General features: G+C 67.8%; 19 protein-coding genes, 1 tRNA gene and 1 other RNA gene. 4 read left to right on the forward strand and 17 right to left on the reverse strand.

What is annotated here, in order from left to right:
* Positions 1–10 precede the first annotated feature (10 nt).
* The 10 genes from BHD05_RS00440 to BHD05_RS00485 all read right to left on the reverse strand — a co-directional run bounded on the left by BHD05_RS00440 (position 11) and on the right by BHD05_RS00485 (position 11,413).
* Entirely contained in the window at positions 11–676 is a 666-nt protein-coding gene (locus BHD05_RS00440; protein WP_161884691.1) for a thymidine kinase, read from the reverse strand.
* Positions 676–1,338: a response regulator transcription factor gene (locus tag BHD05_RS00445; RefSeq protein WP_161884692.1), complete on the reverse strand. Its 663-nt coding sequence runs from the start codon at positions 1,336–1,338 to the stop codon at positions 676–678. Before BHD05_RS00445 ends, BHD05_RS00440 begins: the two co-directional genes overlap by 1 nt.
* The gene (locus BHD05_RS00450; protein ID WP_161884693.1) at positions 1,325–2,470 is read right to left on the reverse strand and encodes a hypothetical protein; all 1,146 of its coding nucleotides are present in this window, start codon (positions 2,468–2,470) and stop codon (positions 1,325–1,327) included. The genes BHD05_RS00445 and BHD05_RS00450 overlap by 14 nt, the downstream gene beginning before the upstream one ends.
* Entirely contained in the window at positions 2,467–3,720 is a 1,254-nt protein-coding gene (locus BHD05_RS00455) for a sensor histidine kinase (RefSeq protein WP_161884694.1), read from the reverse strand. The genes BHD05_RS00450 and BHD05_RS00455 overlap by 4 nt, the downstream gene beginning before the upstream one ends.
* 112 nt (positions 3,721–3,832) lie before the next feature.
* Positions 3,833–5,260: a malate:quinone oxidoreductase gene (locus tag BHD05_RS00460; protein WP_161887260.1), complete on the reverse strand. Its 1,428-nt coding sequence runs from the start codon at positions 5,258–5,260 to the stop codon at positions 3,833–3,835.
* A 71-nt stretch (positions 5,261–5,331) separates the two neighbouring features.
* Positions 5,332–5,979: an SGNH/GDSL hydrolase family protein gene (locus tag BHD05_RS00465; RefSeq protein WP_236966591.1), complete on the reverse strand. Its 648-nt coding sequence runs from the start codon at positions 5,977–5,979 to the stop codon at positions 5,332–5,334.
* Positions 5,980–6,095: 116 nt separating this feature from the next.
* Positions 6,096–7,148, reverse strand: a complete 1,053-nt coding sequence (locus tag BHD05_RS00470) for an aspartate-semialdehyde dehydrogenase (protein ID WP_161884696.1) — start codon at positions 7,146–7,148, stop codon at positions 6,096–6,098.
* Positions 7,145–8,410, reverse strand: coding sequence for an aspartate kinase (locus BHD05_RS00475; protein WP_161884697.1), 1,266 nt, complete (start codon positions 8,408–8,410; stop codon positions 7,145–7,147). The genes BHD05_RS00470 and BHD05_RS00475 overlap by 4 nt, the downstream gene beginning before the upstream one ends.
* Positions 8,411–8,461: 51 nt before the next feature.
* Positions 8,462–9,061: a recombination mediator RecR gene (gene recR, locus BHD05_RS00480; protein ID WP_161884698.1), complete on the reverse strand. Its 600-nt coding sequence runs from the start codon at positions 9,059–9,061 to the stop codon at positions 8,462–8,464.
* Positions 9,062–9,064: 3 nt separating this feature from the next.
* The gene (locus BHD05_RS00485; RefSeq protein WP_161884699.1) at positions 9,065–11,413 is read right to left on the reverse strand and encodes a DNA polymerase III subunit gamma and tau; all 2,349 of its coding nucleotides are present in this window, start codon (positions 11,411–11,413) and stop codon (positions 9,065–9,067) included.
* A 448-nt stretch (positions 11,414–11,861) separates the two neighbouring features.
* Here BHD05_RS00485 and BHD05_RS00490 point away from each other — a divergent pair, with 448 nt between their 5' ends.
* Positions 11,862–12,734, forward strand: coding sequence for a type IV toxin-antitoxin system AbiEi family antitoxin domain-containing protein (locus BHD05_RS00490; RefSeq protein WP_161884700.1), 873 nt, complete (start codon positions 11,862–11,864; stop codon positions 12,732–12,734).
* A gap of 233 nt (positions 12,735–12,967) precedes the next feature.
* Here BHD05_RS00490 and ffs read toward each other — a convergent pair.
* Positions 12,968–13,064, reverse strand: an RNA gene (gene ffs / locus BHD05_RS00495) — signal recognition particle sRNA small type.
* A gap of 28 nt (positions 13,065–13,092) precedes the next feature.
* On the opposite strand from ffs, the gene BHD05_RS00500 reads away from it, so the two are divergent.
* Entirely contained in the window at positions 13,093–13,761 is a 669-nt protein-coding gene (locus BHD05_RS00500; protein WP_161884701.1) for an SDR family oxidoreductase, read from the forward strand.
* A 271-nt stretch (positions 13,762–14,032) separates the two neighbouring features.
* Here BHD05_RS00500 and BHD05_RS00505 read toward each other — a convergent pair whose 3' ends face one another.
* Together BHD05_RS00505 and pta are read right to left on the reverse strand one after the other, a co-directional pair.
* Entirely contained in the window at positions 14,033–15,157 is a 1,125-nt protein-coding gene (locus tag BHD05_RS00505; RefSeq protein WP_161884702.1) for an acetate/propionate family kinase, read from the reverse strand.
* Entirely contained in the window at positions 15,154–17,292 is a 2,139-nt protein-coding gene (gene pta / locus BHD05_RS00510; protein WP_161884703.1) for a phosphate acetyltransferase, read from the reverse strand. The genes BHD05_RS00505 and pta overlap by 4 nt, the downstream gene beginning before the upstream one ends.
* A gap of 114 nt (positions 17,293–17,406) precedes the next feature.
* Here pta and BHD05_RS00515 point away from each other — a divergent pair.
* Together BHD05_RS00515 and BHD05_RS00520 are read left to right on the forward strand one after the other, a co-directional pair.
* Positions 17,407–17,494 (forward strand) — tRNA-Ser (locus BHD05_RS00515).
* Positions 17,495–17,526: 32 nt separating this feature from the next.
* Positions 17,527–18,168 carry a YdbT family protein gene (locus BHD05_RS00520; protein WP_161884704.1) on the forward strand — a complete coding sequence of 214 codons (642 nt, stop codon included), beginning with the start codon at positions 17,527–17,529 and terminating at the stop codon, positions 18,166–18,168.
* A gap of 245 nt (positions 18,169–18,413) precedes the next feature.
* Here the strand turns inward: BHD05_RS00520 and menC are convergent, their stop codons facing one another.
* From menC to BHD05_RS00540, 4 genes are read right to left on the reverse strand one after another with little or no spacing between them, the layout of a single operon-like run.
* A complete protein-coding gene (gene menC / locus BHD05_RS00525; protein ID WP_161884705.1) occupies positions 18,414–19,526 on the reverse strand; it encodes an o-succinylbenzoate synthase in 1,113 nt (370 codons plus the stop codon).
* A 37-nt stretch (positions 19,527–19,563) separates the two neighbouring features.
* A complete protein-coding gene (locus BHD05_RS00530) occupies positions 19,564–20,745 on the reverse strand; it encodes an acyl-CoA dehydrogenase family protein (RefSeq protein ID WP_161884706.1) in 1,182 nt (393 codons plus the stop codon).
* A gap of 12 nt (positions 20,746–20,757) precedes the next feature.
* On the reverse strand, positions 20,758–22,029 hold the full coding sequence (locus BHD05_RS00535; protein WP_161884707.1) for a saccharopine dehydrogenase family protein: 1,272 nt from the start codon (positions 22,027–22,029) through the stop codon (positions 20,758–20,760).
* Between the two features lie 44 nt (positions 22,030–22,073).
* A complete protein-coding gene (locus BHD05_RS00540) occupies positions 22,074–22,769 on the reverse strand; it encodes a phosphatase PAP2 family protein (protein WP_236966592.1) in 696 nt (231 codons plus the stop codon).
* Positions 22,770–22,781 lie beyond the last annotated feature (12 nt).

Genomic DNA, 22,781 nt, shown 5'->3' on the forward strand with positions numbered 1-22,781 from the left:
GTGACCGCGATCAGGCGAAGTCGGCATCGGGGGCCGAGCCGTAGCTGAAGTCGGCCCGGGGTCGGCGCCCGCTGTTGAGCACTCCCCCGCTCTCCTCGAGGTAGCAGGCGCCGCAGAGCGACTCATACGCGACGTCCACACCGTCGATCGCGACCTGGTCCCCGTCGAACACGAATACTCCGTCGATGCTGCGCGCGTTGAAGACGGCCTTGCGGCCGCAGCGGCAGATGGTCTTCAGCTCCTCGAGGGAGTGGGCGATCTCGAGCAGCCTCCGGCTGCCAGGGAAGGCGACCGTCTGGAAGTCGGTGCGGATTCCGTACGCAATCACGGGGACTCCCTCGCGGATCGCGATGCGCAGGAGGTCGTCGACCTGCGACTCGGTGAGGAACTGCGCCTCGTCGACAAGGAGGCAGCTCACGTCGAGCCCCGTGCTGGCCCGAATCTGCTCCCGCTGGGCGGTGAAAGCCCGGTAGGCGTCCTCTCCGGGCGAGAGCACGAAGTCGACCGGGCGACTGACCCCGAGCCGGGAGACGATCGCTGAGTCGCCCTTGGTGTCGATCTGCGGTTTGGCCAGTAGAACCTGCTGCCCGCGCTCCTCGTAGTTGAACGCCGCCTGGAGCATCGCCGTGCTCTTGCCGCTGTTCATCGCGCCGTACCGAAAATAGAGCTTCGCCATCAGAGCAGGTATCCGTCCTCGGCGGCGCGGCGGATGAGGTCCGCCTTTTTCCCCGCCGGTCGATTCACCTTGGCGTATTTCTCACGCACCCGGCGAATGTAGGTCTTCGCGGTCTCGTACTGCACGTTCATCTCACGCGCGACCTCGGTCGTGCTTGAGCCCGACGCGTACAGCCTAAGCGCTTCGGTTTCCCCCGCACTGAGCTTGGGGCGCGGATAGGAGGTCGCCCCGCTCGGCAGCGGCCGCCAGTCCCTCGGCGGCTGGGAGCCGCGAGGGGCGCCCATCACGGCGCGCACCTCGTCCATTATCTCGACCATCGGGAGTGACTTCGACAGGAACGCGGATGCCCCGGCATCGAGCGCTCGCTGCCGGGCCTCTCGGGTGTCGAGGCTCGAGATCACGACGACCTTCGCCCCGGCCGCACGGCAGGTGCGCACTCGCGCTTCGATCGACACGTGCTCGCGCAGCTGGAAGTCGATCAGCACCAGTTCGGTCGGAAAATTGTCGCTGTGCACGAGGTCGACCCAGGACGCCGCACTGAGCGCCAGATCGAAGTCGGTCGCGTTGGCTTTGATCCAGCTGCTCATGGTGTCGAGCAGCATCTCGTGGTCGTCGAGGATCGCGAGCCGGATCCGCCGGCTCGTCGTCTCACGAATGCTCATAGTTGAATCTCACAATCAGGTCAGGAGGGTGGGTCTGGATGCTGACGGAGTCGAACGCGACTCGCATCACGGCGTGAATCGGGGCATACCGGGATCGCAGGGCGTGGTCCGCGGAGAGGATGGGCGCCGTGAGGGTGCCGACGCACAGTCGGCCCTGCCGGGAGAGCGCGATCGCGAATCCCTCTGCGACTTTCCGGTCGGCGGCGAGCGCGACGACATAGGCGCGCAACGCGGTGCGCTGTGCCGTGGTCATCGTGGTGGCGAGGAAGTCGGGATCGTCGACGGCGATCGGCGCGCGCCCGGGGCGGCCAGCCTGCTGCACCACGACCTCAAGCCAGGTGCGGTCGGCGTCGGCGACCATCACGCTGCGGACGGCAGTCGCGATCGCCCGTGCCCGGGCGCGGTCGGCGTCGGTGATCGTCTCACGACCGAGCAGGTCGCCGAAGAAGGGCACGACGTCGCGGTTGAGGATCGTCACGCGGTCCTGCTGCACCGACCGGGCTAGCCCCACCCGCACCTCGTCGGCGAGCGCTTCCGCGACGACGTCTGCCCGCCGGCGCCAACGCTGGAGTGCCTCGACCGTGCGCTGCGAGTACATCGCCGCCCCGTAGCAGAGCGCGACGACCCCGATCACCGCGACCGCCGCCAGGGCAAGCGGCGGTGCGGTTGTCCCGACGACGTCCGCGTGCGCGAATGTCACGACACCCATGACCAGGGCCGATGCGGTACCGGCGGCGATCAGTTCGCGTGCGGGGCGATACGGGGCCACCGCGACCATCATGATTCCTAGGCTGAGCGGTGCCCACTGGTCCCTGCTGAAGTCGTCGGTCGACCAGGTCGACCAACTCGCCAGAATAAAGCTCACGATCACGAGAAGGTGCATCGTGAGGTGGATGCGAGCGGTGAACACCCCATACTCCTTGCCCGATGCGCAAAGGACGAGCGCACACGCGATCGCGAGCGCGACGAGGGCGCCGAGCGCGGGAACCGTATCGCCGCCCCGCGACAGGGCGAACGCGGAGAAGACGATCGCCCAGAGATAGGCGACGACGACCAGCACGATGGTGAGCAAGTGTGCGCCAAGAGTTCCCGCGGGGTCCAGCCGTTGGGCGGTGGCCTCCGAGTCGGTCACCGCGCGCTCCGCGAGGCGATCGGACTGGTCGACCTGGCGGGTCCGACCGGCAGGCGGATCACGATCGAGGTTCCGCGCCCGGCCGTCGACCAGACCTGCACTGTTCCACCGACTGCTTCGATGCGCTGGTGCACCGACGTCTTGAGCCCGAGCCGATCTGACCCGATCGCGTCGGTGTCGAACCCGCATCCGGTGTCGACGACCATGACGAGCACTTCGTCGGCGGCGCCGTAGATGACTACTTCGGCGTCCGAGCTTCCCGAGTGGGTGAGCACGTTGACGAGGCACTGCTTGACCGCACGGGCGAGTTCGCTCGACTTTTCGCCCTCAAGGCGCAGGAGCGCGGTCGTGTCACCGGTGGTGTCGACCTCGAGGCCCATCGCTCGCGCCTCGCGGACCGTCCGGTAGAGGTCGCTGTCATGCCAATCGTTGCCGTTGCTCGCATCGGCGCGAGGCGCCTCGGTGAGCCACTCCTCGCCGACGAGCAGCGCCAGGTCCCTCCCGATCTGCTCCCGCAGCATCGGGCCGAGCTCCCCCGGGGATGACTCCGCGATGACGAACATGTGGTTGAGCACGGTGTCATGCAGGAGAGCCGCCGCCCGCAGCTCCATGCGGTGGCGAAGCGCGGCAACGAGCTCCTCCTTCGCCGCGCGGTACAGCAGCGGCTGCATCCGCCTCGCGCCGCTCTGCCCCATCCACGAGCCGACGAGCACCATCGCTGTGATGAGGTACGCGGCGATCGAGATGACGTCGAGCGTGTACCGCTGCGACGTCTGCACGATCGCGGCAAACGACGCAAACTCGGCCACGAGAAAGCCGCTGGTTGCCCAGCGCAGCGCAGCGGGCGCGCCGATCCCCGCCCCGCCGACGAGCATGAGCGCGATCTTGGGCAGTGCGACGGTGATCGAATCGGCGAAGCTGCCGAGGTCCATCTGGCTCGCGAAGGTCAGGCTGTACCAGTACACTGACGCGCCGCCGATGATGAGGTAGGAGACCGAGAAGAACGGGGTCGGGGCTCGATCGAGAAGGTACAGCACCACGAGCATGGGCACGAGCGCGAGTACTGCCGGCCAGAAGATCAGGTTCGGCCACTCAAGCTGGAACGCGAGCGAGACGAGCATCGCGCCGACGAGGCAGACGACCGCGGTCACGTGAATGGCGCTGATGAAGGAGCGGCTCACCGCTCGCGGGGCCAGGTGCGGCGGGAGGCCGAGCGACATCCGCCCCGATCCCTGTGAACTCACCGCCATCCACCCAAACTAGCCGACTGGCGTTTCTGGCTCTGTACCCCGTTGGGGGAGGTGTGGAAGCGTCGCTGGTGGCATAGCGAGGGATCCTGTGCCCCATTTCGACACGTCTGGCTCAGGTGATTGCGAGTGCCTTCTTCGTCGACGCGATGGTCTTCCTGGCAAGCACCGCGTTCTCGGCGAGTGCCTTGCCGTAGCTCGGGATCATCTTCTTAATCGTCGGCGTCCAGCCCGCGATGTGCTCGGGGAAGCAGCGCTCGAGCACCGTGAGCATGATCGGCACCGCGGTCGATGCCCCCGGGGACGCCCCGAGAAGTCCGGCGATCGTGCCGTCGGCCGAGGTGACCACCTCGGTGCCGAACTGAAGAACGCCGCCCTTCTTATCGTCTTTCTTGATGACCTGCACGCGCTGGCCCGCGGTGATCTCGTACCAGTCCTCCGGCTTCGCGTTCGGCATGAACTCGGTGAGCGCCGCAAACTTCGCGTGGCGGCTCGCGAGCACCTGCTTGACGAGGTACCAGGTGAGGTCGAGATTGTCGCGGCCGACCGCGAGCATCGGCAAGAGGTTGTGCGGTCGAACAGAGGCGACAAGGTCGAGCCAGGAGCCCGTCTTGAGGAACTTCGGGCTGAACCCGGCGTACGGGCCGAACATGAGGCTCGCCTTGCCGTCGACGATGCGCGTGTCGAGGTGCGGTACCGACATCGGTGGCGAGCCGACGGCGGCCTTGCCGTAGGCCTTCGCCTGGTGGCGGGCGACGAGCTCGGGATTGTCGGTTCGCAGGAACTGCCCACTGACAGGGAATCCACCGAAGCCGCGCGCCTCGGGAATCCCGGACTTCTGCAGCAGCCTGAGCGCTCCGCCGCCAGCCCCAACGAAGACGAACCGCGCCGAGACATCCACGCGGGTCATTCCGACCTCCTGCTTGAGCCGGATGCGCCACGAGCCATCCGGCTGCTGCCGGAGCCCTGTCACTGTGTGCTCGGTCCGGAGGTCGGCGCCGTTGTCGGTGATGTAGTCGAACAGTCCGTTGGTGAGCGCGCCGAAATCGATGTCGGTGCCGGAGTCGATCTTCGTTGCGGCGATCTTCTCGGACTTCAGCCGGCCGTCGATCATCGCGGGCGCCCACTTGCGGATGACTGCGGCGTCTTCGCTGTACTCCATGCCCGCGAACAGCGGATGGTCCTTGAGCGCCTCGAAACGCTTGCGCAGGTAGACGACGTTCGCCTCACCCCAGACGAAACTCATGTGCGGGACGGGGTTGATGAACGCCTGCGGGTCGGGCATCAGCCCTTGGGCAACGAGGTGCGCCCAGAACTGCCGGGAGATCTGGAACTGCTCGTTGACCTTCACCGCACTCGAGATCTCGATCGTGCCGTCGGGCTTCTCGGGGGTGTAGTTGAGCTCGCACAGCGCGGAGTGCCCGGTTCCGGCGTTGTTCCACGGGTTCGACGACTCCCTCGCGACGTCGCTCAGGCGCTCGAAGATTGTGATCGTCCAGTCGGGCTGGAGCTGCTTGATGAGAGCGCCGAGGGTGGCGCTCATGACACCGCCGCCAATGAGGGCGACGTCGATCGGGGGTTGGGTGCTCACGAGACTAGTTTATGGGTGGCCGGTCACAGCCCGAGCGCCTCGAGTTCGAGGTCCATCCGCCGGGCCATCTCGAGGTAGCCGTCGTCGTTGGGATGCAGGCCGTCCGACGCCATCCATTCGGGGTGCCCCTCTATCCACCGCGATGCCCCTTCGATGTAGTCGGCGCCGATGGCGGTCGCCGCGGACTTCACCCAGCTGATGATCACCTCGACCGAGCGCGGGCGCTCATCGGTGTACCAGAACGGCTCGACGACGATGAACCGGGCGTCGGGGAGTGCGGCGGCCATGCGGGACAGGTCGTCGCTGATCTGCGCCTTGATGTCCGGCGCAGCGAGATCGTACGAGAAGTTGTCATTGAGCCCCATTGTCACGAAGACGATGTCGGGCCTCGCCGTGATAATCAGGTCGGGCAGGTCGCCAGCACCGAAGTGGTCGCGGTTGTCGATGAACCCGAGGCCGTTGACGCTCGGGTTGAACTCGTGCCAGCCCCGGTCGCGGCAGACCAGCGTCGACCACCGCCGCTCGTCGTCGCTCGCTCCGGTTCCGAGTGTGTAGGAGTCGCCGTAGAAGGCCACGATGGGCCCGGACCCCGCGCTCGGCACGGGTTCGATCGCCGAGTGCCGGCCTGATCCGCCGAGAACCACGATGACCCCAATCACAGCGACAATCACTGCCCCCACAATCGAGGCTAGGGGCAATCGGCGCTTGTGCATGACGCTACTTCGTCACGGGAGTCCGCAGCGATCGGAAATCACTTTGCCACTCTCCCACGGGCATCCGGACTCGGTCAGGACCCGACGAGCTCGGATGCCACCAGCTCAGCGATCTGCACGGCGTTGAGCGCCGCGCCTTTGCGGAGGTTGTCGTTGCTGATGAACAGCGCGAGACCGCGCCCGTCCGGCACTCCGGGATCCTGGCGGATGCGCCCCACGAAGCTCGGGTCCCTGCCCGCAGCGTGCAGCGGGGTCGGGACGTCGCTCAGCTCGACGCCGGGGGCGTCCGCGAGCAGCTCTTTCGCCCGGGCGACCGAGAGGGGCGAGGCAAATTCCGCGTTGATCGAGAGCGAGTGCCCGGTGAACACGGGCACGCGAACGCAGGTTCCGCTGACGAGCAGCTCCGGCAGTTCGAGGATCTTCCGGCTCTCGTTGCGGAGCTTCTTCTCTTCGTCGGTTTCGTGCTCGCCATCATCGACGATCGAGCCGGCGAGGGGGATCACGTCGAACGCGATCGTGCGCGGGAACTTCACCGGTGCCGGAAACTCCACGGAGGATCCGTCGTGGACGAGCGCCATCGCATCCTGGGCCACTGCGGCACGGGCCTGCTCGAGCAGCTCCTCTCCCCCGGCGAGCCCGGCGCCGGAGACCGCCTGGTAGGTGCTCACGATGAGGCGCTGGAGCCCCGCCTCCTCGTGCAGAACCTTGAGCACCGGCATCGCAGCCATGGTCGTGCAGTTCGGGTTGGCGACGATTCCCTTGGTTGCCTGGGTGATCGCGTGAGGGTTCACCTCACTCACGACAAGCGGCACGTCGGGGTCCATGCGGAACCCGGAGGAGTTGTCGATGACGAGAACACCGGCAGCCGCGAACCGTGGCGCCTGCGCCTTGGAGGTTGTGGCCCCCGCGGAGAAGATCGCGATGTCGAGGCCCGTGGGGTCGGCGGTCTCGGCGTCTTCGACGACGATCTCCACGCCACGCCAGGGCAGCGTGGTTCCGGCGGACCGCGACGAGGCGAAGTAGCGGATCTCCGCCACCGGGAAGTCGCGCTCCTCAAGCAGCTGCCTCACGACGGCGCCGACCTGCCCGGTCGCGCCGACCACGCCAATGCGCACGCCCCCGCTCATCGGCCAGTCCCGCCGTGAACGAGCGCGACATCTTCGGTGTCGAGGTCGAAGGCACTGTGCACGACCCGCACCGCTTCGTTGATGGTGTCGGCGCGGGTGACGACAGAGATGCGGATCTCGCTCGTGGAGATCATCTCGATGTTGATTCCCGCGTCGAAGAGGGCGGTGAAGAGCTTGGCCGAGACCCCGGCATTGGTGCGCATGCCTGCGCCGACGAGGGCGAGCTTGCCGATCTGGTCGTCGTACTGCAGTGAGTCGAACCCGACGTCGTCCTTGCGGCTCTCCAGCACGTGGAGCACCTTCGCGCCCTCGAGCTTGGGCAGGGTGAACGAGATGTCGGCGAGGCCGGTCGCTGCGCTCGACACGTTCTGCACGATCATGTCGATGTTGGCATCGGTCGAGGCCACGATCGTGAAAATCTGGGCGGCCTTGCCGGGAATATCGGGCACCCCGACGACCGTGATCTTGGCCTCGCTGAGGTCCGCCGCGATACCGGCGATGATCGGCTGTTCCATCGTTTCTCCATCCTGGGGATTGATTACGAGCGTGCCCTCGTTGTTGTTGAACGAGGATCGCACGTGAAGCGTGACGCCGTGGCGGCGGGCATATTCCACCGCACGAATATAGAGCACCTTCGCACCGGCCGCCGCGAGTTCGAGCATCTCTTCGCTCGTGATGCGATCGATCTTCCGGGCAGACGGCACGACGCGGGGATCGGCCGTGAAGATCCCGTCGACGTCGGTGTAGATCTCGCAGACGTCGGCGCCGAGCGCCGCCGCGAGGGCCACCGCGGTCGTGTCCGACCCGCCCCGTCCGAGGGTAGTGATGTCGCCGGTACCGCGGTTGAAGCCCTGGAAGCCGGCGACGATCGCAACGGCGCCGATATCGAGGGCCTCGCGGACTCGGCCGGGGGTGACATCGACAATGCGCGCGCTGCCGTGCTTCGCATCTGTGATCATGCCAGCCTGGCTCCCCGTGTAGCTACGCGCGTCGACCCCGAGCCCCTTGATCGCCATGGCGAGCAGCGCCATCGAGATGCGCTCGCCCGCCGTGAGGAGCATGTCGAGTTCGCGCCCGGCTGGCAGCGGCGAAACGCTCTCGGCCAGGTCGAGCAACTCGTCGGTGGTGTCGCCCATCGCGGAGACGACCACGACGACATCGTTTCCGGCCTTGCGTGTCTGCACGATTCGCTTCGCGACGCGCTTGATGCCCTCGGCATTCGCGACGGAGGATCCGCCGTACTTCTGCACGATCAAGCTCACGTCTACTCCTGGGGGGTGTGGTGCGGTGTCCGGATGAATCAAGCTTCGATTCTAGTGTTCGACGACGCGGCGTCCTTCGAACGCTCGGCCGAGCGTTACCTCGTCGGCATACTCGAGGTCTCCGCCTACGGGAAGGCCGGAGGCGAGCCGGGTTACTCGAAGCCCCAGGTGCATGAGCAACCGAGACAGGTAGGTCGCTGTGGCCTCACCCTCGAGGTTCGGATCGGTGGCGATGATCACCTCGGTAACGGTTCCGTCGGCGAGGCGAGTCATGAGCTGCTTGATGCGCAGATCATCGGGGCCGATGCCGTCGATCGGCGAGATCGCACCGCCGAGCACGTGATAGAGGCCACGGAACTCGCGGGTACGCTCGATCGCCACCACGTCTTTGGCCTCCTCGACCACGCAGATCGTGGCTGGCGACCGCCGGGGATCACGGCAGATGCCGCAGGTCTCCTGCTCGGTGACGTTGCCGCAGATGGTGCAGAATCGCACCTTCTCCTTGACCTCCATGAGGATCTCGGCGAGGCGGGTGACGTCGAAGCTCTCAGTCTGCAGAATGTGGAACGCGATGCGCTGCGCCGACTTCGGTCCGACTCCCGGCAGCCTGCCGAGCTCGTCGATCAGTTCTTGAACGATGCCTTCATACATGAACTAGTCGATTCTCGGGGTGACGCGGGGAGCGACGGCCTGCTCCTCGATGAAGCTCGCGCCGAGGATCTCGCGCACGACCGACTCGCCGTAGCGCGCCTTGTCGATTGTCACCTTGCGCGCGACGGGCCTGGCCGGTGCCGCCGGAGCGGATGCCTGGGGCTCGTGGGGCTGCTGGGGCTGCTGGGGCTCGTGGGGCTGCTGGGGTCTTTGCGTGCCCTGCGGCGCGCTGGAACCGACGATCGGCGACGAGTAGTCGGGCTCGTATTCTGGCTCGGGCTCGCGGTCCGCCTCCTCGACGGGCTCGACGTCGGGCGGGGACCCGTCCAGTGAGACCGGCCGCGATGGGGCCAGTGGCGGGGCCGGCTGGACAGCCTGCGCGGAGGGCTGACCAGCGGAAGACTGACCAGCGGGCGGCGAAGCGGGCGGCGTCGGCTGCTCGGCGACAGGTGCGGGGCCGCTTGCCGGGGTGTCAATCGGTGCGGAGTCCGGAACGGCGACCGTCGCCCACGTCGTCGTCGGTCGTGCCCTGACGGCTGGCGCTCTCGCTGCTGGCGCCTGTGCGGCAGGCGCCTTTGCCGGGACCGTTGTCGCCGCAGCGGCCCGCGCGGCGGGTACGGCGGGCCCGGCGGCCGGCGCGGCGGGGGCGGCGGGCTCGGTGGCAGGCGCGGCGATCGTCGCCGGAGCGGACTTCGCGTGCGCGGCGGCATCCACCCTCGCCACGAACTTCACACGGATACCGAGCACCTCGACGATCGCGCGGCGCAGGAACTCGCTCACGCCCTGGCCGACGCCCTGCTGCTGCTTGAAGCTGGCGACGTCGTTCTCGCTCACGAACGAGAGGACCAGAACGTCGTCTCTGAGGTCGACGACGTGGCTATTGAAGACGACCATCCAGGCCGTGCGCTTGGCCTTCTGCACGGCATCGAGGATCTCGGGCCAGGCGTCCTTGACCTGTCCGAGAGTGACGGGTGCGTTTGCGGCTGGTGCGGCCGGCTCCGGCACCTCTGCGGGCGGTTGCACTGCTACGGATGCGGCCGCCGGCTGCGCGGCGGTTGGGGCCACCGTCGGCGAAGCGGTCGAGGCTGCGGAGGCAGGCGCGGGCGTCGTCGGCGCCGCCACCGGCTGCGTCGCGGCACGAGCTGCGGGGGCATCGGGCGTTTCGACTCCGGCATCCGTCTCGACTCCGACACGGCGCTCGAGGCGCTCGACCCGGGCGAGGGCGCCGCGGTTCGTCGCGTCGCTTGCGGGGATCAGCACGCGAGCGATCATGAGCTCCAGATGCAACCGGGGCGAAGTCGCGCCGGTCATCTCGGTGAGGGCGGCGTTGACGACGTCGGCGGCGCGACTGAGCTCAGTCGTGCCGAACATCTGCGCCTGCTGGGCCATGTGGTCGAGTTCGTCCTGCGGGATGCCACGGAGCACGGCCGCCGCAGCCTCGGTCGATCCGGAGTAGGCGCTCACGACGATCAGGTCGCGCAGACGCTCGAGCAGGTCCTCGACGAAGCGGCGCGGGTCCTGGCCTGTCTGGATCACGCGGTCGACGGCGCCAAAGGCCGAAGAGGCGTTGCGTTCCCCGAGCGCGTCGACGACGTCGCTCAGAAGTGCACCGTGCGTGTAGCCGAGGAGGGCGACAGCTCGTTCGTATTGCACGCTCGACCCCTCGGAGCCGGCGATGAGCTGGTCGAGCAGCGACAGCGTGTCCCGCACGCTTCCCCCGCCGGCGCGCACGACGAGCGGCAGCACGCCGGGCTCGACCGCGACGTTCTCACTCTCGCTGAGCTGGTGCACGTATTCGAGCATCTGCGCGGGCGGCACGAGCCGGAACGGGTAGTGATGGGTGCGGGATCGGATCGTTCCGATGACCTTGTCCGGCTCGGTCGTCGCGAAGATGAACTTCACGTGCTCCGGCGGCTCCTCGACGATCTTGAGCAGCGCATTGAACCCGCCCGAGGTCACCATGTGCGCCTCGTCGAGGATGAAGATCTTGTAGCGGTCGCGGGACGGGGCGAAGATCGCTCGTTCGCGCAGATCGCGGGCGTCGTCGACGCCACCGTGGCTCGCGGCGTCGATCTCGACGACGTCCATCGATCCGGAGCCGTCGCGGCTCAACTCGACGCAGCTCGGACAGACTCCACACGGGGTGTCGGTCGGGCCATCGACGCAGTTGAGGCAGCGGGCGAGGATGCGCGCGGAGGTGGTTTTTCCGCATCCGCGGGGGCCACTGAACAGGTAGGCGTGATTGACCCGGTCATTGCGCAACGCGGTGCGTAGCGGATCGGTCACCTGAGACTGGCCGATGAGTTCGGCAAAGGTCTCCGGACGATACCGGCGGTAAAGAGCTGTGGCCACCCGTCCAGAGTAGTCGCGACCACTGGCACTGAACTGCGGCGGTTGTCTTAACGCGTGAAAGCCGGTGGTGCGAGCTGCGAGGACCGAAAGTCGCCGCTCATACGCCGGCGCGCACGCGTCTGGCGCGCGACCCCGCCGCCCAACGATCCCAGTCCACTCAATCGCATCCGCCGTCCCCGCGAGCCGCGGCTCACGCAGGAGAATCTGCGACACGTCTCGTCGTGATACCGCGAGTTTCGGCGAGTCCGCCGAAACTCCTTGACTGGGTCACGGCACTACCTGCACGCCGCCGTCCGCAGAAACATGCCCGCTGAAACATGCCCGCCGAATTGATCGCTTTTCCCACCCCACTCCAACAGCTCCTCCTCCTCATCGAGCTCTGCCTTTCCAGATCCCCGTATGCGCGCGCCGGCACCTCCAACTCCACCCCCGCGGTCAGGCTCAGGGCATGACCGACGTTCTCTGCACGCTTGGACACGTCGCGAGCCGTCAGTCTCTGACCTCCCGAGGAATCGCACCGGGACAGCTGCGACGGGCCGTGGCGACAGGGCGAATTCAGCGGCTTCGCCGCGGCGTCTACGGATGCGCACACGTCGACGAGCAGATCGCTCGGGCCGCTACGATCGGCGGTGCGCTCACCTGCGTATCGGTGCTGCGCTCCCACGGCGTGTGGGCCGGTGATTCTCTTCGTCTCCACCTTCAGCTGCCGCCCACCTCGTCCGCGACGCAGGATCCGAGTGCGCAATTTCACTGGGCGCGGCCACGCTTCGGCCTTCAAAGCCCCTGGGAGGTAACACCGCTGCAGTCGCTGTGGCAGGCGCTGCACTGTCTCGACGAGGAGAACGCGATTGCGGCGATGGAGTCCGCGATGTGGACTGGGTTTCTTCGACCGGAGCAGATCAGGCAGCTCGCGCTTCACGCTCCTCGGAGGCTGCAGGACGGCATCCGGCGCATGGTCAACAACAGCGGGTCGGGCAACGAGACGATCGTTCGCCTGCGACTTGAACGCGCGGGGTTCACCGTGGTCGCGCAGGGCCACGTGCCCGGTATGGGCCACCAGGACCTCGTCGTCGACGACTGCGTCGGACTCGATGTCGACGGGAGAGCATGGCACGAGGGGAACGACCGATTCGCTACGGACCGGGACCGCGACGTGCAGGCCGAGGGGCTGGGGCGCCATTCGCTGCGGATTCGCACCGCACACATCTTCAGGACCTGGCCGCACACTCTCGCGGTAATCGAGCGGGCCGTGGCGGATGCTCGGCGGGACCGCGAACGGCGTCGCGGGCGCGTGATCGTCAGATTCGACGATCCGTTCTAGACCCGCTTCGGCGACGCCCGGTAACTCCACACGACTCGACTCGACACGACACGACACGACACGACAACACGGCCGCAAGTCAGGAGAAACTGCGACTCGCCGCGCACACTCTGCAACCACGTCGGCGTGGCGCCGAATCTCCTCCGTTAGCGGGGGCCCGGCGGTCGGTGCGACATTCGGTCGGTGCGACATTCGATGGCGCGCCACACCGTGAATTCTCGCGGCACGGCAAAAGAAAAGACCCCTCGCGCACCCGCCAGAGCCCGGTTACCCTTGCTACGTTTCCGTCCTGGGGGAGTTGGCCTGGATGGCGCCACGCGAGGAGCCGTCACTCAGTTTAGCCGTCTACCGTGGGGCGATGCACATCGTTATCGCCGGAGGCCACGGAAAAATCGCCCTACTACTGTCCCGCCTACTCGCGGATGCCGGCCACAGGCCGACTGGACTCATCCGCGATCCTGAGCAGTCAGCCGACCTGAGGTCCGCAGGGGCCGAACCGGTGGTGCTCGACCTCGAGAAGAGCACGAAGGAGCAGGTCGCCTCGGCGCTCACCGGCGCGGACGCCGTCGTCTTCGCGGCAGGATCCGGACCCGACAGCGGCCCGGAGCGCAAGCTCACCGTCGACCGTGACGGTGCCGTTCTGCTCGCCGAGGCCGCCGTCGCCGCAGGCGTCAGGCGATTTGTGGTCGTCTCCTCGATCGGCGCCGACGAGTACGACCCGTCGTCGAACGACGGGATGCAGATCTACTTGAAGGCCAAGAGCGAGGCGGATGCCGCGGTGCGCGCCCTCGACCTCGACTGGACGATCGTCAGGCCCGGTGGCCTCACGAACGACGAGCCGACCGGGCTCGTGACCGTCGCGGAGCGCAGCGACCGCTCCTCGATCTCCCGGGCGGACGTCGCCGCGGTCTTCGCCGCCGTGCTCGAGACGGACCAGACGATCGGAAAGCAGTTCGAGGTCGTCGGGGGATCCACACCGATCGCCGAGGCGCTCACGGGCCTCGGCGGCCCGACCAAAGCCGAGTAAGCGCGGCCCCGTGGTGGTGGCGCGGACACCCCCGCCGCCCCACTGTCGGAAATTCAGGAAACGCGCACGTACCCGGGCCAACAGGGTCACGTGCGCGCGCTTTCACTGCGCAACTCCTGAATTTCCGGCACCGCTGCAGGAAATTCAGGAAGCCGTTTTGACCAGCGGGCGTGGGGGCCCGGATTCCGCGCATCCGGATGCGAGTTCCTGAGTTTCCGACGCCCAAGGCCCGACGCCCAACGCCCAACGACACTTGGCGCTCCGCCGACTCCTAGAGCGCGGCGGCGGCCGTCTGCCTGGCGATCTCCAGCTCCTCGTTGGTCGGGATGACGAGCACGGCGACGGGCGAGCCGTCGGGTGAGATGAACCGCGCCTCGCGGGAGGCCAGCTCGTTGCGATCGGGGTCGACGTGGATGCCGAGAAACTCGAGCCCCGCGAGCACCCGGCGGCGCAGCAGCGAGTTGTTCTCGCCGACACCGGCTGTGAACACGATCGCGTCGAGTCCGCCGAGGTGCGCGATGTACGCCCCGATGTAGCGGCGGATGCGGTGGCGGTAGACGGCGAGCGCAGCCTCGGCGACCTCGTCCCCGTTGGATGCGGCGGCTTGCACGTCGCGCATGTCGCCGTTGCCCGACAGGCCGAGCAGTCCGCTGCGCCGGTTCAGCAACTGGTCGAGCTCGTCGAAGTCGAGCCCGGCCTGCCGGTGCAGGTGGATCAGCACGGCGGCGTCGATGTCGCCCGAGCGCGTGCCCATCACGAGGCCCTCGAGCGGAGTCATGCCCATGCTCGTCTCGATCGAGACTCCCCCGTCGACCGCGGCCACCGAGGCCCCATTGCCGAGGTGCAGCACGATCGTCTTGAGCGAGGCCAGCGGCCTGTCGAGGAACACCGCAGCCTGCTCGGAGACGAACTTGTGAGAGGTGCCGTGGAACCCGTAGCGGCGCACCCCGTGCTGCGCGGCGAGGTCCCGATCGATGGCGTACGTGTAGGCCGCCGGTGCGAGGGTGTGGTGGAACGCCGTATCGAAGATCGCGACGTGGGGCAGCTCCGGCAGCGCATGACGTGCCGCCCGGATGCCCTGCAGGTTCGCGGGGTTGTGCAGCGGGGCGAGGGCCGCGAGGCCTTCGATCCCACGTTCGACCTCATCGGTGATGACCGTCGGTTCGGTGTACAGCGCCCCACCGTGCACGACGCGGTGGCCGACCGCGGCGATCTCGTGCCCGTTGCCGAGGTCGCGCAGGATGCGCCGCAGCCCTGCCGCGTGGTCGGGCACATCCGAGCCAGGCTCGCCCACCCGCTCGACGAGCCCGCCAAGCACCGGCTGCTCGGTCGCCAGGTCGACGAGCTGGTACTTGATCGAGCTGGAGCCGGAGTTGACGACGAAGATCTGGGTCATGATGTTCTCTCGGTTTCGGTCGCCGCGGTTTCGGTCGCCGCGTCCGAGGCGGACTGGATGGCGGTGATGGCGACGGTGTTGACGATGTCCTGCACGAGCGCCCCGCGTGACAGGTCGTTGATGGGCTTGTTGAGGCCCTGCAGCACCGGCCCGATCGCCACGGCGCCCGCGGAGCGCTGCACCGCCTTGTAGGTGTTGTTGCCGGTGTTCAGGTCGGGGAAGATGAACACCGTCGCCCGGCCGGCGATCTCCGATCCGGGCATCTTCGCGGCGGCGACGGTCGGGTCGGCGGCGGCGTCGTACTGGATTGGGCCCTCGACGAGCAGGTCGGGGCGGCGTGCACGCACGAGCGCTGTTGCCGTGCGTACCTTCTCGACGTCGGCGCCGGCGCCGGAGTCTCCGGTCGAGTAGCTCAGCATCGCGATGCGCGGCTCGATGCCGAACTGCTTCGCGGTCTCCGCCGAGGAAATAGCGATGTCGGCGAGCTGCTCCGCGGTGGGGTCGGGGATGACCGCGCAGTCGCCGTAGACCAGCACCCGGTCGGCGAGCGCCATGAGGAACACGCTCGACACGACCGAGACCCCCGGCTTCGTCTTGATTATCTCGAAGGCGGGACGGATCGTGTGCGCGGTCGTGTGCTGCGCGCCCGACACCATGCCGTCGGCGAGCCCGAGGTGCACCATCATCGTGCCGAAGTAGGAGACATCCGTCACGGTGTCGCTCGCCTGGACGAGCGAGATGCCCTTGTGGACGCGCACCGCCGCGTACTCCTCGGCGAATCGGGCGCGTAGCTCCGGATCGAACGGGTCGACGATGTGGGCGCCGTCGAGGTCGAGGCCGAGGGCGGTCGCCCTCGCGCGGATCGCGCTCTCGTCGCCGAGAATGGTGAGCTCGGCGACCTCGCGCAGCAGCAGGGTCGCTGCGGCCCTCAGTATCCGGTCGTCGCCGCCCTCCGGCAGCACGATGTGCTTGCGCTGGCTCCTGGCCCGTTCGAGCAGCCCAAACTCGAACATCAGCGGGGTGACGACATCGGACGGCGCCACCCGCAGGAGGCGGAGCAGTTCGTCTTTGTCGACGTTCTTCTCGAACAGGGCGAGCGCCGTGTCGTACTTGCGCTGCGACCCGAGTTTGAGCCGCCCGCGGGTCTGCGTGATCCGCAGGGCCGTGTCGTAGGTGCCGAGCTCGTTGCGCGCGATCGGAAGGGTCGAGTGGAGGCCCTCGATGAGCCGCGTGATCTGGGGCGGCAGCTCGAAACCGCCGTTGAGGATGATCCCGGCGACGGAGGGAAACGTGCCGGACTGGTGCGCGAGCATCGTCGCGAGCAGCACGTCGGAGCGGTCGCCCGGCACGACGACGATCGCGCCCTCGAGCAGGCGCGGCAGCACGTTCTCCATCGACATGGCCGCCAGCACCACGGTGAGTGCCTCGCGATCGAGGAGGGCGGGGTCGCCGGCGACAAGGGACGCGCCGGTCGACTCGAGCAGCTCCCCCACGGTCGGCGCGAACAGGTACGGGTCCTCCGGGATGGCCCAGACCGGCACCGTGCTTCCGGCATCGCCGAACGCGGATGCCACGGCAGCCTCGATCTCGTCGAGCCTGTCGGGGTCCGCCCTGTTGACCACGATCGCGACCAGTCCCGCGTGGGCGTGCCGCAGTTCCGCCGTCGCGACCTCGGCGATCTGCCGGAGGTCGTCCGCGGTGCGCGGCCCTTTTCCCTCCGCGGCGCGCCCACCGAGGGCGAGCAGCACGGGGGCGCCGAGGTTGGTGGCGATGCGGGCGTTGTAGGAGAGCTCGGTGGGGGTGCCGACGTCGGTGTAGTCGGAGCCGAGGATGATGATCGCGTCGCACTGGCGCTCGACCGCCGCGAACCGGGCGACAATGAGTGCGAGCGCGGCGTCCGGATCGCTGTGAACGAGGTCATATCCGACGCCGACGCAGTCGTCGTAGGCGAGGTCGACGCTGTCGTGGGCGAGCAGAAGCTCAAGCACGTAGTCGCGTTCGGTCACGGTGCGGGCGATCGGCCGGAACACCCCGACTCTCTCGACCTGATGGCTGAGCGTGTGCAGCACACCCAGCGCTATCGCCGATTTTCCGGAATGGCCCTCGGCCGAAGTGATGTAAATACGAGTCGACACAAACCCAGCCTAGGCACCCAGCCTGACCGCGAGCGCGACGAGTGGCGAAACGCGCCGATCGCTTGCGGCTAGGATATTCATTGGTTCCGTTCTCTCTCAGATCGGCACCCGCCAGGAGGATTCGCCTAGTGGCCTATGGCGCACGCTTGGAAAGCGTGTTGGGTGAAAGCCCTCGGGGGTTCGAATCCCCCATCCTCCGCCAATACGTGCCACAGTGAAACCGGGGGGATTTCAATGGCCGCGACAGATCACGATCCGGTCGTGCTCACGCGTGTCGTGCCGCGTCGCATCCTCGTCCGGAACGCCCTGTGGTCGTACCTGCTGATCTCGCTGGCACTGTTCGGCTCGCTCTACTACCTGTCGATCCCCCGCGGCACCTGGCCGGGCCTGGTTGCCGGGCAGCTGGTCACCATCCTCGTCTGCCTGACCGCCTACCTGCGCTATCGGTTGACGTATATCGAGGTCACCACGGAGTCGATCATCGAGCGCGGCTTCTTCGGGTTCACCCGCCGCATCCCGCTGTCCCGGGTGGCGACCACGGTTCTCGCCGAGACCTACCGCAGCCACGCACCGGATTCGACGCCGCAGCTGGTGGTTCGGGATGCTGCCGGCCGACGCCTGCTGCGGATGCGCGGCACGTTCTGGAGCCTCGCCGCCATCCGCAGGGTCGCCGACGCGACCGGGGTGCCGACCGAGCACTATCCCGACCCCATCACCTCGCGGGAGTTCTTCGCCAACTTCCCCGGCAGCGCCTACTGGTTCGAGCACCGGCCGGCGCTGTTCGTTGTGACGGTACTCGCGGTCTTCGCCGTGAGCCTCGCGGTCGTGCTCGGCCTGATGTGGCTCGCGGGAATCCCGATGACCCTCGGAGACTAGCCGGCGGTATTTGCGCCTGATGGTTCCGAAGATGCCCTGCACGACGGTGGTGACGACCCTGCACAGGTCATGAGCCGCCCCGCGCGCACGAGTTGCCCACCGCGATGTCGGGTCAGCAGGCCTGTGATGTCTCAGGACGTTGCTGAGCGTTCATGTCTCACGAGGGTCTGACACTTCGTGGCGGGCGAGGAAGCCGCGGGGCTTGTTGTTGCGGATGTAGCTGCCGGCCGGTGGGCCGGGGTGCGTCAGCGGGCTCGCAGCACCAGCGGGTCGCGCAGCGCCCAGTCGCGGACAAGCGCCTCACGCACGGTGACACCGGTTCCCGGCCCGGTCGGCACCGGCAGCGTGCCCTCCTCGAGCACAAAAGGTTCGGTGAGGTCCTCGGCGAAGTAGCGGTCCGATGCCGAGGTGTCGCCCGGCAGGGTGAAACCCGGCAGGGCGGCGAGCGCCACGTTCGCGGCGCGACCGATGCCCGTCTCGAGCATCCCGCCGCACCACACCGGGATTCCTCGGGTGAGGCAGGCTCCGTGCATCCGCACCGCCTCGAGGTATCCACCGACGCGGCCGGCCTTGATGTTGACGATGCTCGTGGCGCCCTGCTCGATGGCGTCGACCGCCACGGAGGTGGTCACGATCGACTCGTCGAGGCACACCGGGGTCTCGATCGCCCTGGCGAGAACGGCGTGCGCTCCAATGTCCTCCTCGACGAACGGCTGCTCGATCAGCAGAAGCTCGAACGCGTCAAGCTCACGCAGGTGGGCGACGTCGTCGAGCGTGTACGCGGTGTTCGCGTCGACTTGGAGCAGCCCCCCGGCACCGAGCAGGTCGCGCACTGCGGCGACCGGCTCGAGATCCCACCCCGGCTTGATCTTGAGCTTGATGCGCTTGTAGCCCTGGTCGATGTAGGTTTGCACCTCGTCGAGCAAGGTCGGGATGTTGGGCGAGATGCCCACCGAGACGCCGCAGTCGACCCGGTCCCGCGTCGCCCCGAAGTGGCTTCCGAAGCTCACCCCGTCGGCGCGGAGCTGCGCGTCGAGGATCGCGGCCTCGAGGGCGGCCTTCGCCATGCGGTGCCCGACGACGAAGCGCAGCAGCGGCGCCACAGCGGCAGCCCCTCCGATCGGCCCGGCGAGCAGGGCCTGGGCGAGGTAGCTGCGGATAACATCCTCGACGGCTGAGACGTATTCGGAGGAGTAGAACGGGTCGACTCCGGCCACGCACTCGCCCCAGCCGTCGCCGACATCGGTGCGCACGTGCACGAGCAGCACCTCGCGCGAGGTCTGCACCCCGAAGCTTGTCTCGAATGGCCGCACGAGCGGCATGCCGATACGGTGCAACTCGATCGCGTGAATTCTCATGCCGCCAGCCTAGGCGGCGGATGTTTCGAGACCGGGGTCAGCGGAAGGCGGCGAGCCCCGTGAGCGCGCGGCCGATCACGAGCGTGTGCACCTCGTCCGTTCCCTCATAGGTGCGCACCGCCTCGAGGTTCGCCGCGTGCCGCATCACCGGGTAGGCGGAGGTGATGCCGTCACCGGCAAGCACGCTCCGCATCGACGAGACGATCGCGATCGCCTCGCGCACATTGTTGAGCTTGCCTACGCTCACCTGCTCCGGCGTCAGCGTGCCCGCGTCGGCCAGCCTGCCGAGGTGCAGGGCGAGCAGCATCCCCTTCTCGTACTCGACGAACGCGTCGGCGAGCTTGTGCTGGATGAGCTGCTTGGACGCGATCGGCGCTCCGAAGACCATCCGGGTCCGCGAGAACCCGACGGCGGCGTCGAGGGAGGCCCGGGCGGCGCCCATCGCGCCCCAGACGATCCCGTAGCGGGCCTCGCCGAGGCAGCTGAACGGCGCCGCGAGTCCCGCGGCGCCGGGCAGCATCGCGGATTCGGGCAGCCGCACGTCGCCCAGCTCAACGTCACACTGGATCGACGCCCGCATGGAGAGCTTGCCCGCGATGTTGGTCGCGGCGAACCCGGGGCTATCGGTGGGGACGACGAAGCCGCGGATGCCCTCCGCGGTGCGCGCCCAGACGACGGCGACATCGGCGACGGACGCGAGCCCGATCCAGCGCTTGCGGCCGGTCAGCACCCACTCGCCGTCCGTGAGCACCGCCGTCGTGACCATGGCGGCAGGATCGCTGCCGCCGTCCGGTTCGGTCAGCGCGAAGCATCCGATCGCCTCGCCGGCCGCCATCCGAGGAAGCCAGCTGGCCTGCTGCTCCTCGGAGCCGTACTTCGAGATCGCCGTCATCGCGAGCGAGCCCTGCACCGACACGAAGGTGCGCCAGGCCGAGTCGGCCGCCTCGAGCTCGTGGCAGACGAGCCCGTACGACACCGCGCCGGCTCCCGCGCAGCCGTGCCCGGTGAGGTGCATGCCGAGCATGCCGAGGGCGCCGAGCTCGGGCACGAGCTCCCGGCGGAACACTTCACGTTCGTAGTCGTCGTCGATCGTCGGGGCGATGCGGGTCGCGGCGAATTCCCTCGCCCGGTGCTGCCAGTCGAGTTCGATCGGGGTGAGGAGCGCGGACAGCCCGAGCAGCTGCTCGGTCGGCGAGGTCGGCGAGGTCGGCGTGTTCATCTCCGCGGATGCCTAGGCGAGCCGGTCTTCGAATCCCCACGGCTGCCCGTAGCCGCCCTGGTCGACCGGCAGCGCCATGAGGTCGAGGTAGGGCTTCGCGTCGAATGCCTCCGGCCCGAGCACGCCGAGGCCGGACCAGGTGCCAGCGGCGAGCAGTTCGAGCGCGATCACAGGGTTGAGGGCGGTCTGCCAGACGACGCACTGCGCCTCGTACTCGGCCATCGTCCACTCGTTGTCGCTCACGTGGTAGAGATACACCTCCCGCGGCATCCCGTCGGTACCGGTGCCGGTGACCCAGACGCCGGCACAGGTCTTGCCGGTCATCCGCGGGCCGAGGCTCGCGGGGTCGGGCAGCCCGGCGGCGACGACATCGCGCGGGGCGACCATGACGGGTCCGTCGGCGGAGCGCACGCGGACGGGCTCGGTCTTGTCGAGCCCGAGCTGGTTGAGGGTCTTCAGAATTCCGATGAACTCGTCGCCGAGTCCGTACTTGAAGGTCACGCGCTTCGCGTTTATCCAGCGCGGCATCAGGATGACCTCCTCGTGCTCGACGTTGACGCACTCGACCGGTCCGATGCCCTCCGGAAATACGAACACCTCCGGCTCGGAGAACGGCGCGGTCGTGAACCAGCCCTTGTCCTTCTCCCAGACGACGGGCGGGTTCAGGCACTCCTCGATCGTGGTCCAGATGCTGAACGACGGCGCGAAGATCTCGTTGCCGAGCTCGTCCCTGACGACGAGGTTGGCGCCGTCACGGGTGCCGAGCTCGTCGATCTCGCTGAACAGGTGGTCGGCGGCGTAGCGGGCGAACACGTCGCTGAGTCCGGGCTCGACGCCCATGCCGACAAGCGCAAGCTTGCCCGCCTTCTCCCAGTCGGCCGAGAGAGCGAACTGGTCGTCGCCGAGCATGATGCCCGTCTCCTCGTGCGGATTGGTCGGATGCGGCTCACTCAGGCTCATCGCCATGTCGAGGTAGTTCGCATCGGCGGCGAGCGCGCCCGCAAAAATGGTCGGCACGAATTTCGGCTCGACGGCGTTCATCACGTGGGTCACGCCGTGGCGCTGGGCGACCTCGGCGACGCTGTCGGGGTCGGAGGCGTCGATCCGCTCCGCGAGGAAGCGCCCGTCCTGTGCGCCGTGCCGCGCCTCGATCCAGGCCACGGTGCGCTCGGCACGGGAGAGGTCGTAGTCGCTCACGACGATCAGCTCGTAGAAGGAACGCCGTGCGGCGATCTTGGCAAAGGCATCACCGACGCCGCCGGCACCCACCAGAAGGATTCTCATGCCCCCACGCTAGCCGTCGGTGACCGCGAAATGGCCGCCAACAGTCAGGCCTGGGCGACAATCGGCTTGTACCGCTCCACGTACAGCCGATGCGCGAGGGGTGCCCACAGGATGACCGCGACACCGGCGCCGAGAACGAGGCCGCCGACGGTGTCGCTCACCCAGTGCACGCCGAGATAGGTGCGGCTCACCATCATGAGGATCGCGTAGACCAATCCCGCGATCCAGACCCAGGTTCGATGCAGGATGAACCCGAGCACGACCGCCATTGTCGCAGCGTTCGCGACATGGCCAGAGGGAAAAGATCCGATGTCAGCGGTAACGAGCATGTCTTCCGGGCGCGGGCGGGCGAAGGCGTTTTTAAGCAGCTGCACGAGACCGGCGCTCAGGATGCTGGCGGCGGCGAAGTAGAGCGCCGCCCACTTGCCCCTCATGATCAACAGCACCACGACGATCGCGACCGGGAGGATGATGACGCCGAACAGCCCCCCTCCCAGAGTGTTCATGAGCTGGGCAGGCACCTCCCAGACGGTATTGCGGTCCTCGAGGATCTCGTTCATCCACTCGGTGTCGAACCCGAACGGCATATTGTTCGCCCGGTAGGCGATCACGGCACCGAGCACCGCCGCCAGCACGACCGCGGCGATCCCGCTGAACAGCGGCCAGCGCTGGGTGACCCGCACCTCGCTCTTCATCGCCTGCTCGGCGGCGTAACGGGTCCTCGGCCTGTTCTCGGTCATAGGTTCCACGCT

It is taken from the genome of Marisediminicola antarctica, from assembly GCF_009930795.1.
Taxonomy (GTDB): Bacteria; Actinomycetota; Actinomycetes; order Actinomycetales; family Microbacteriaceae; genus Marisediminicola; species Marisediminicola antarctica.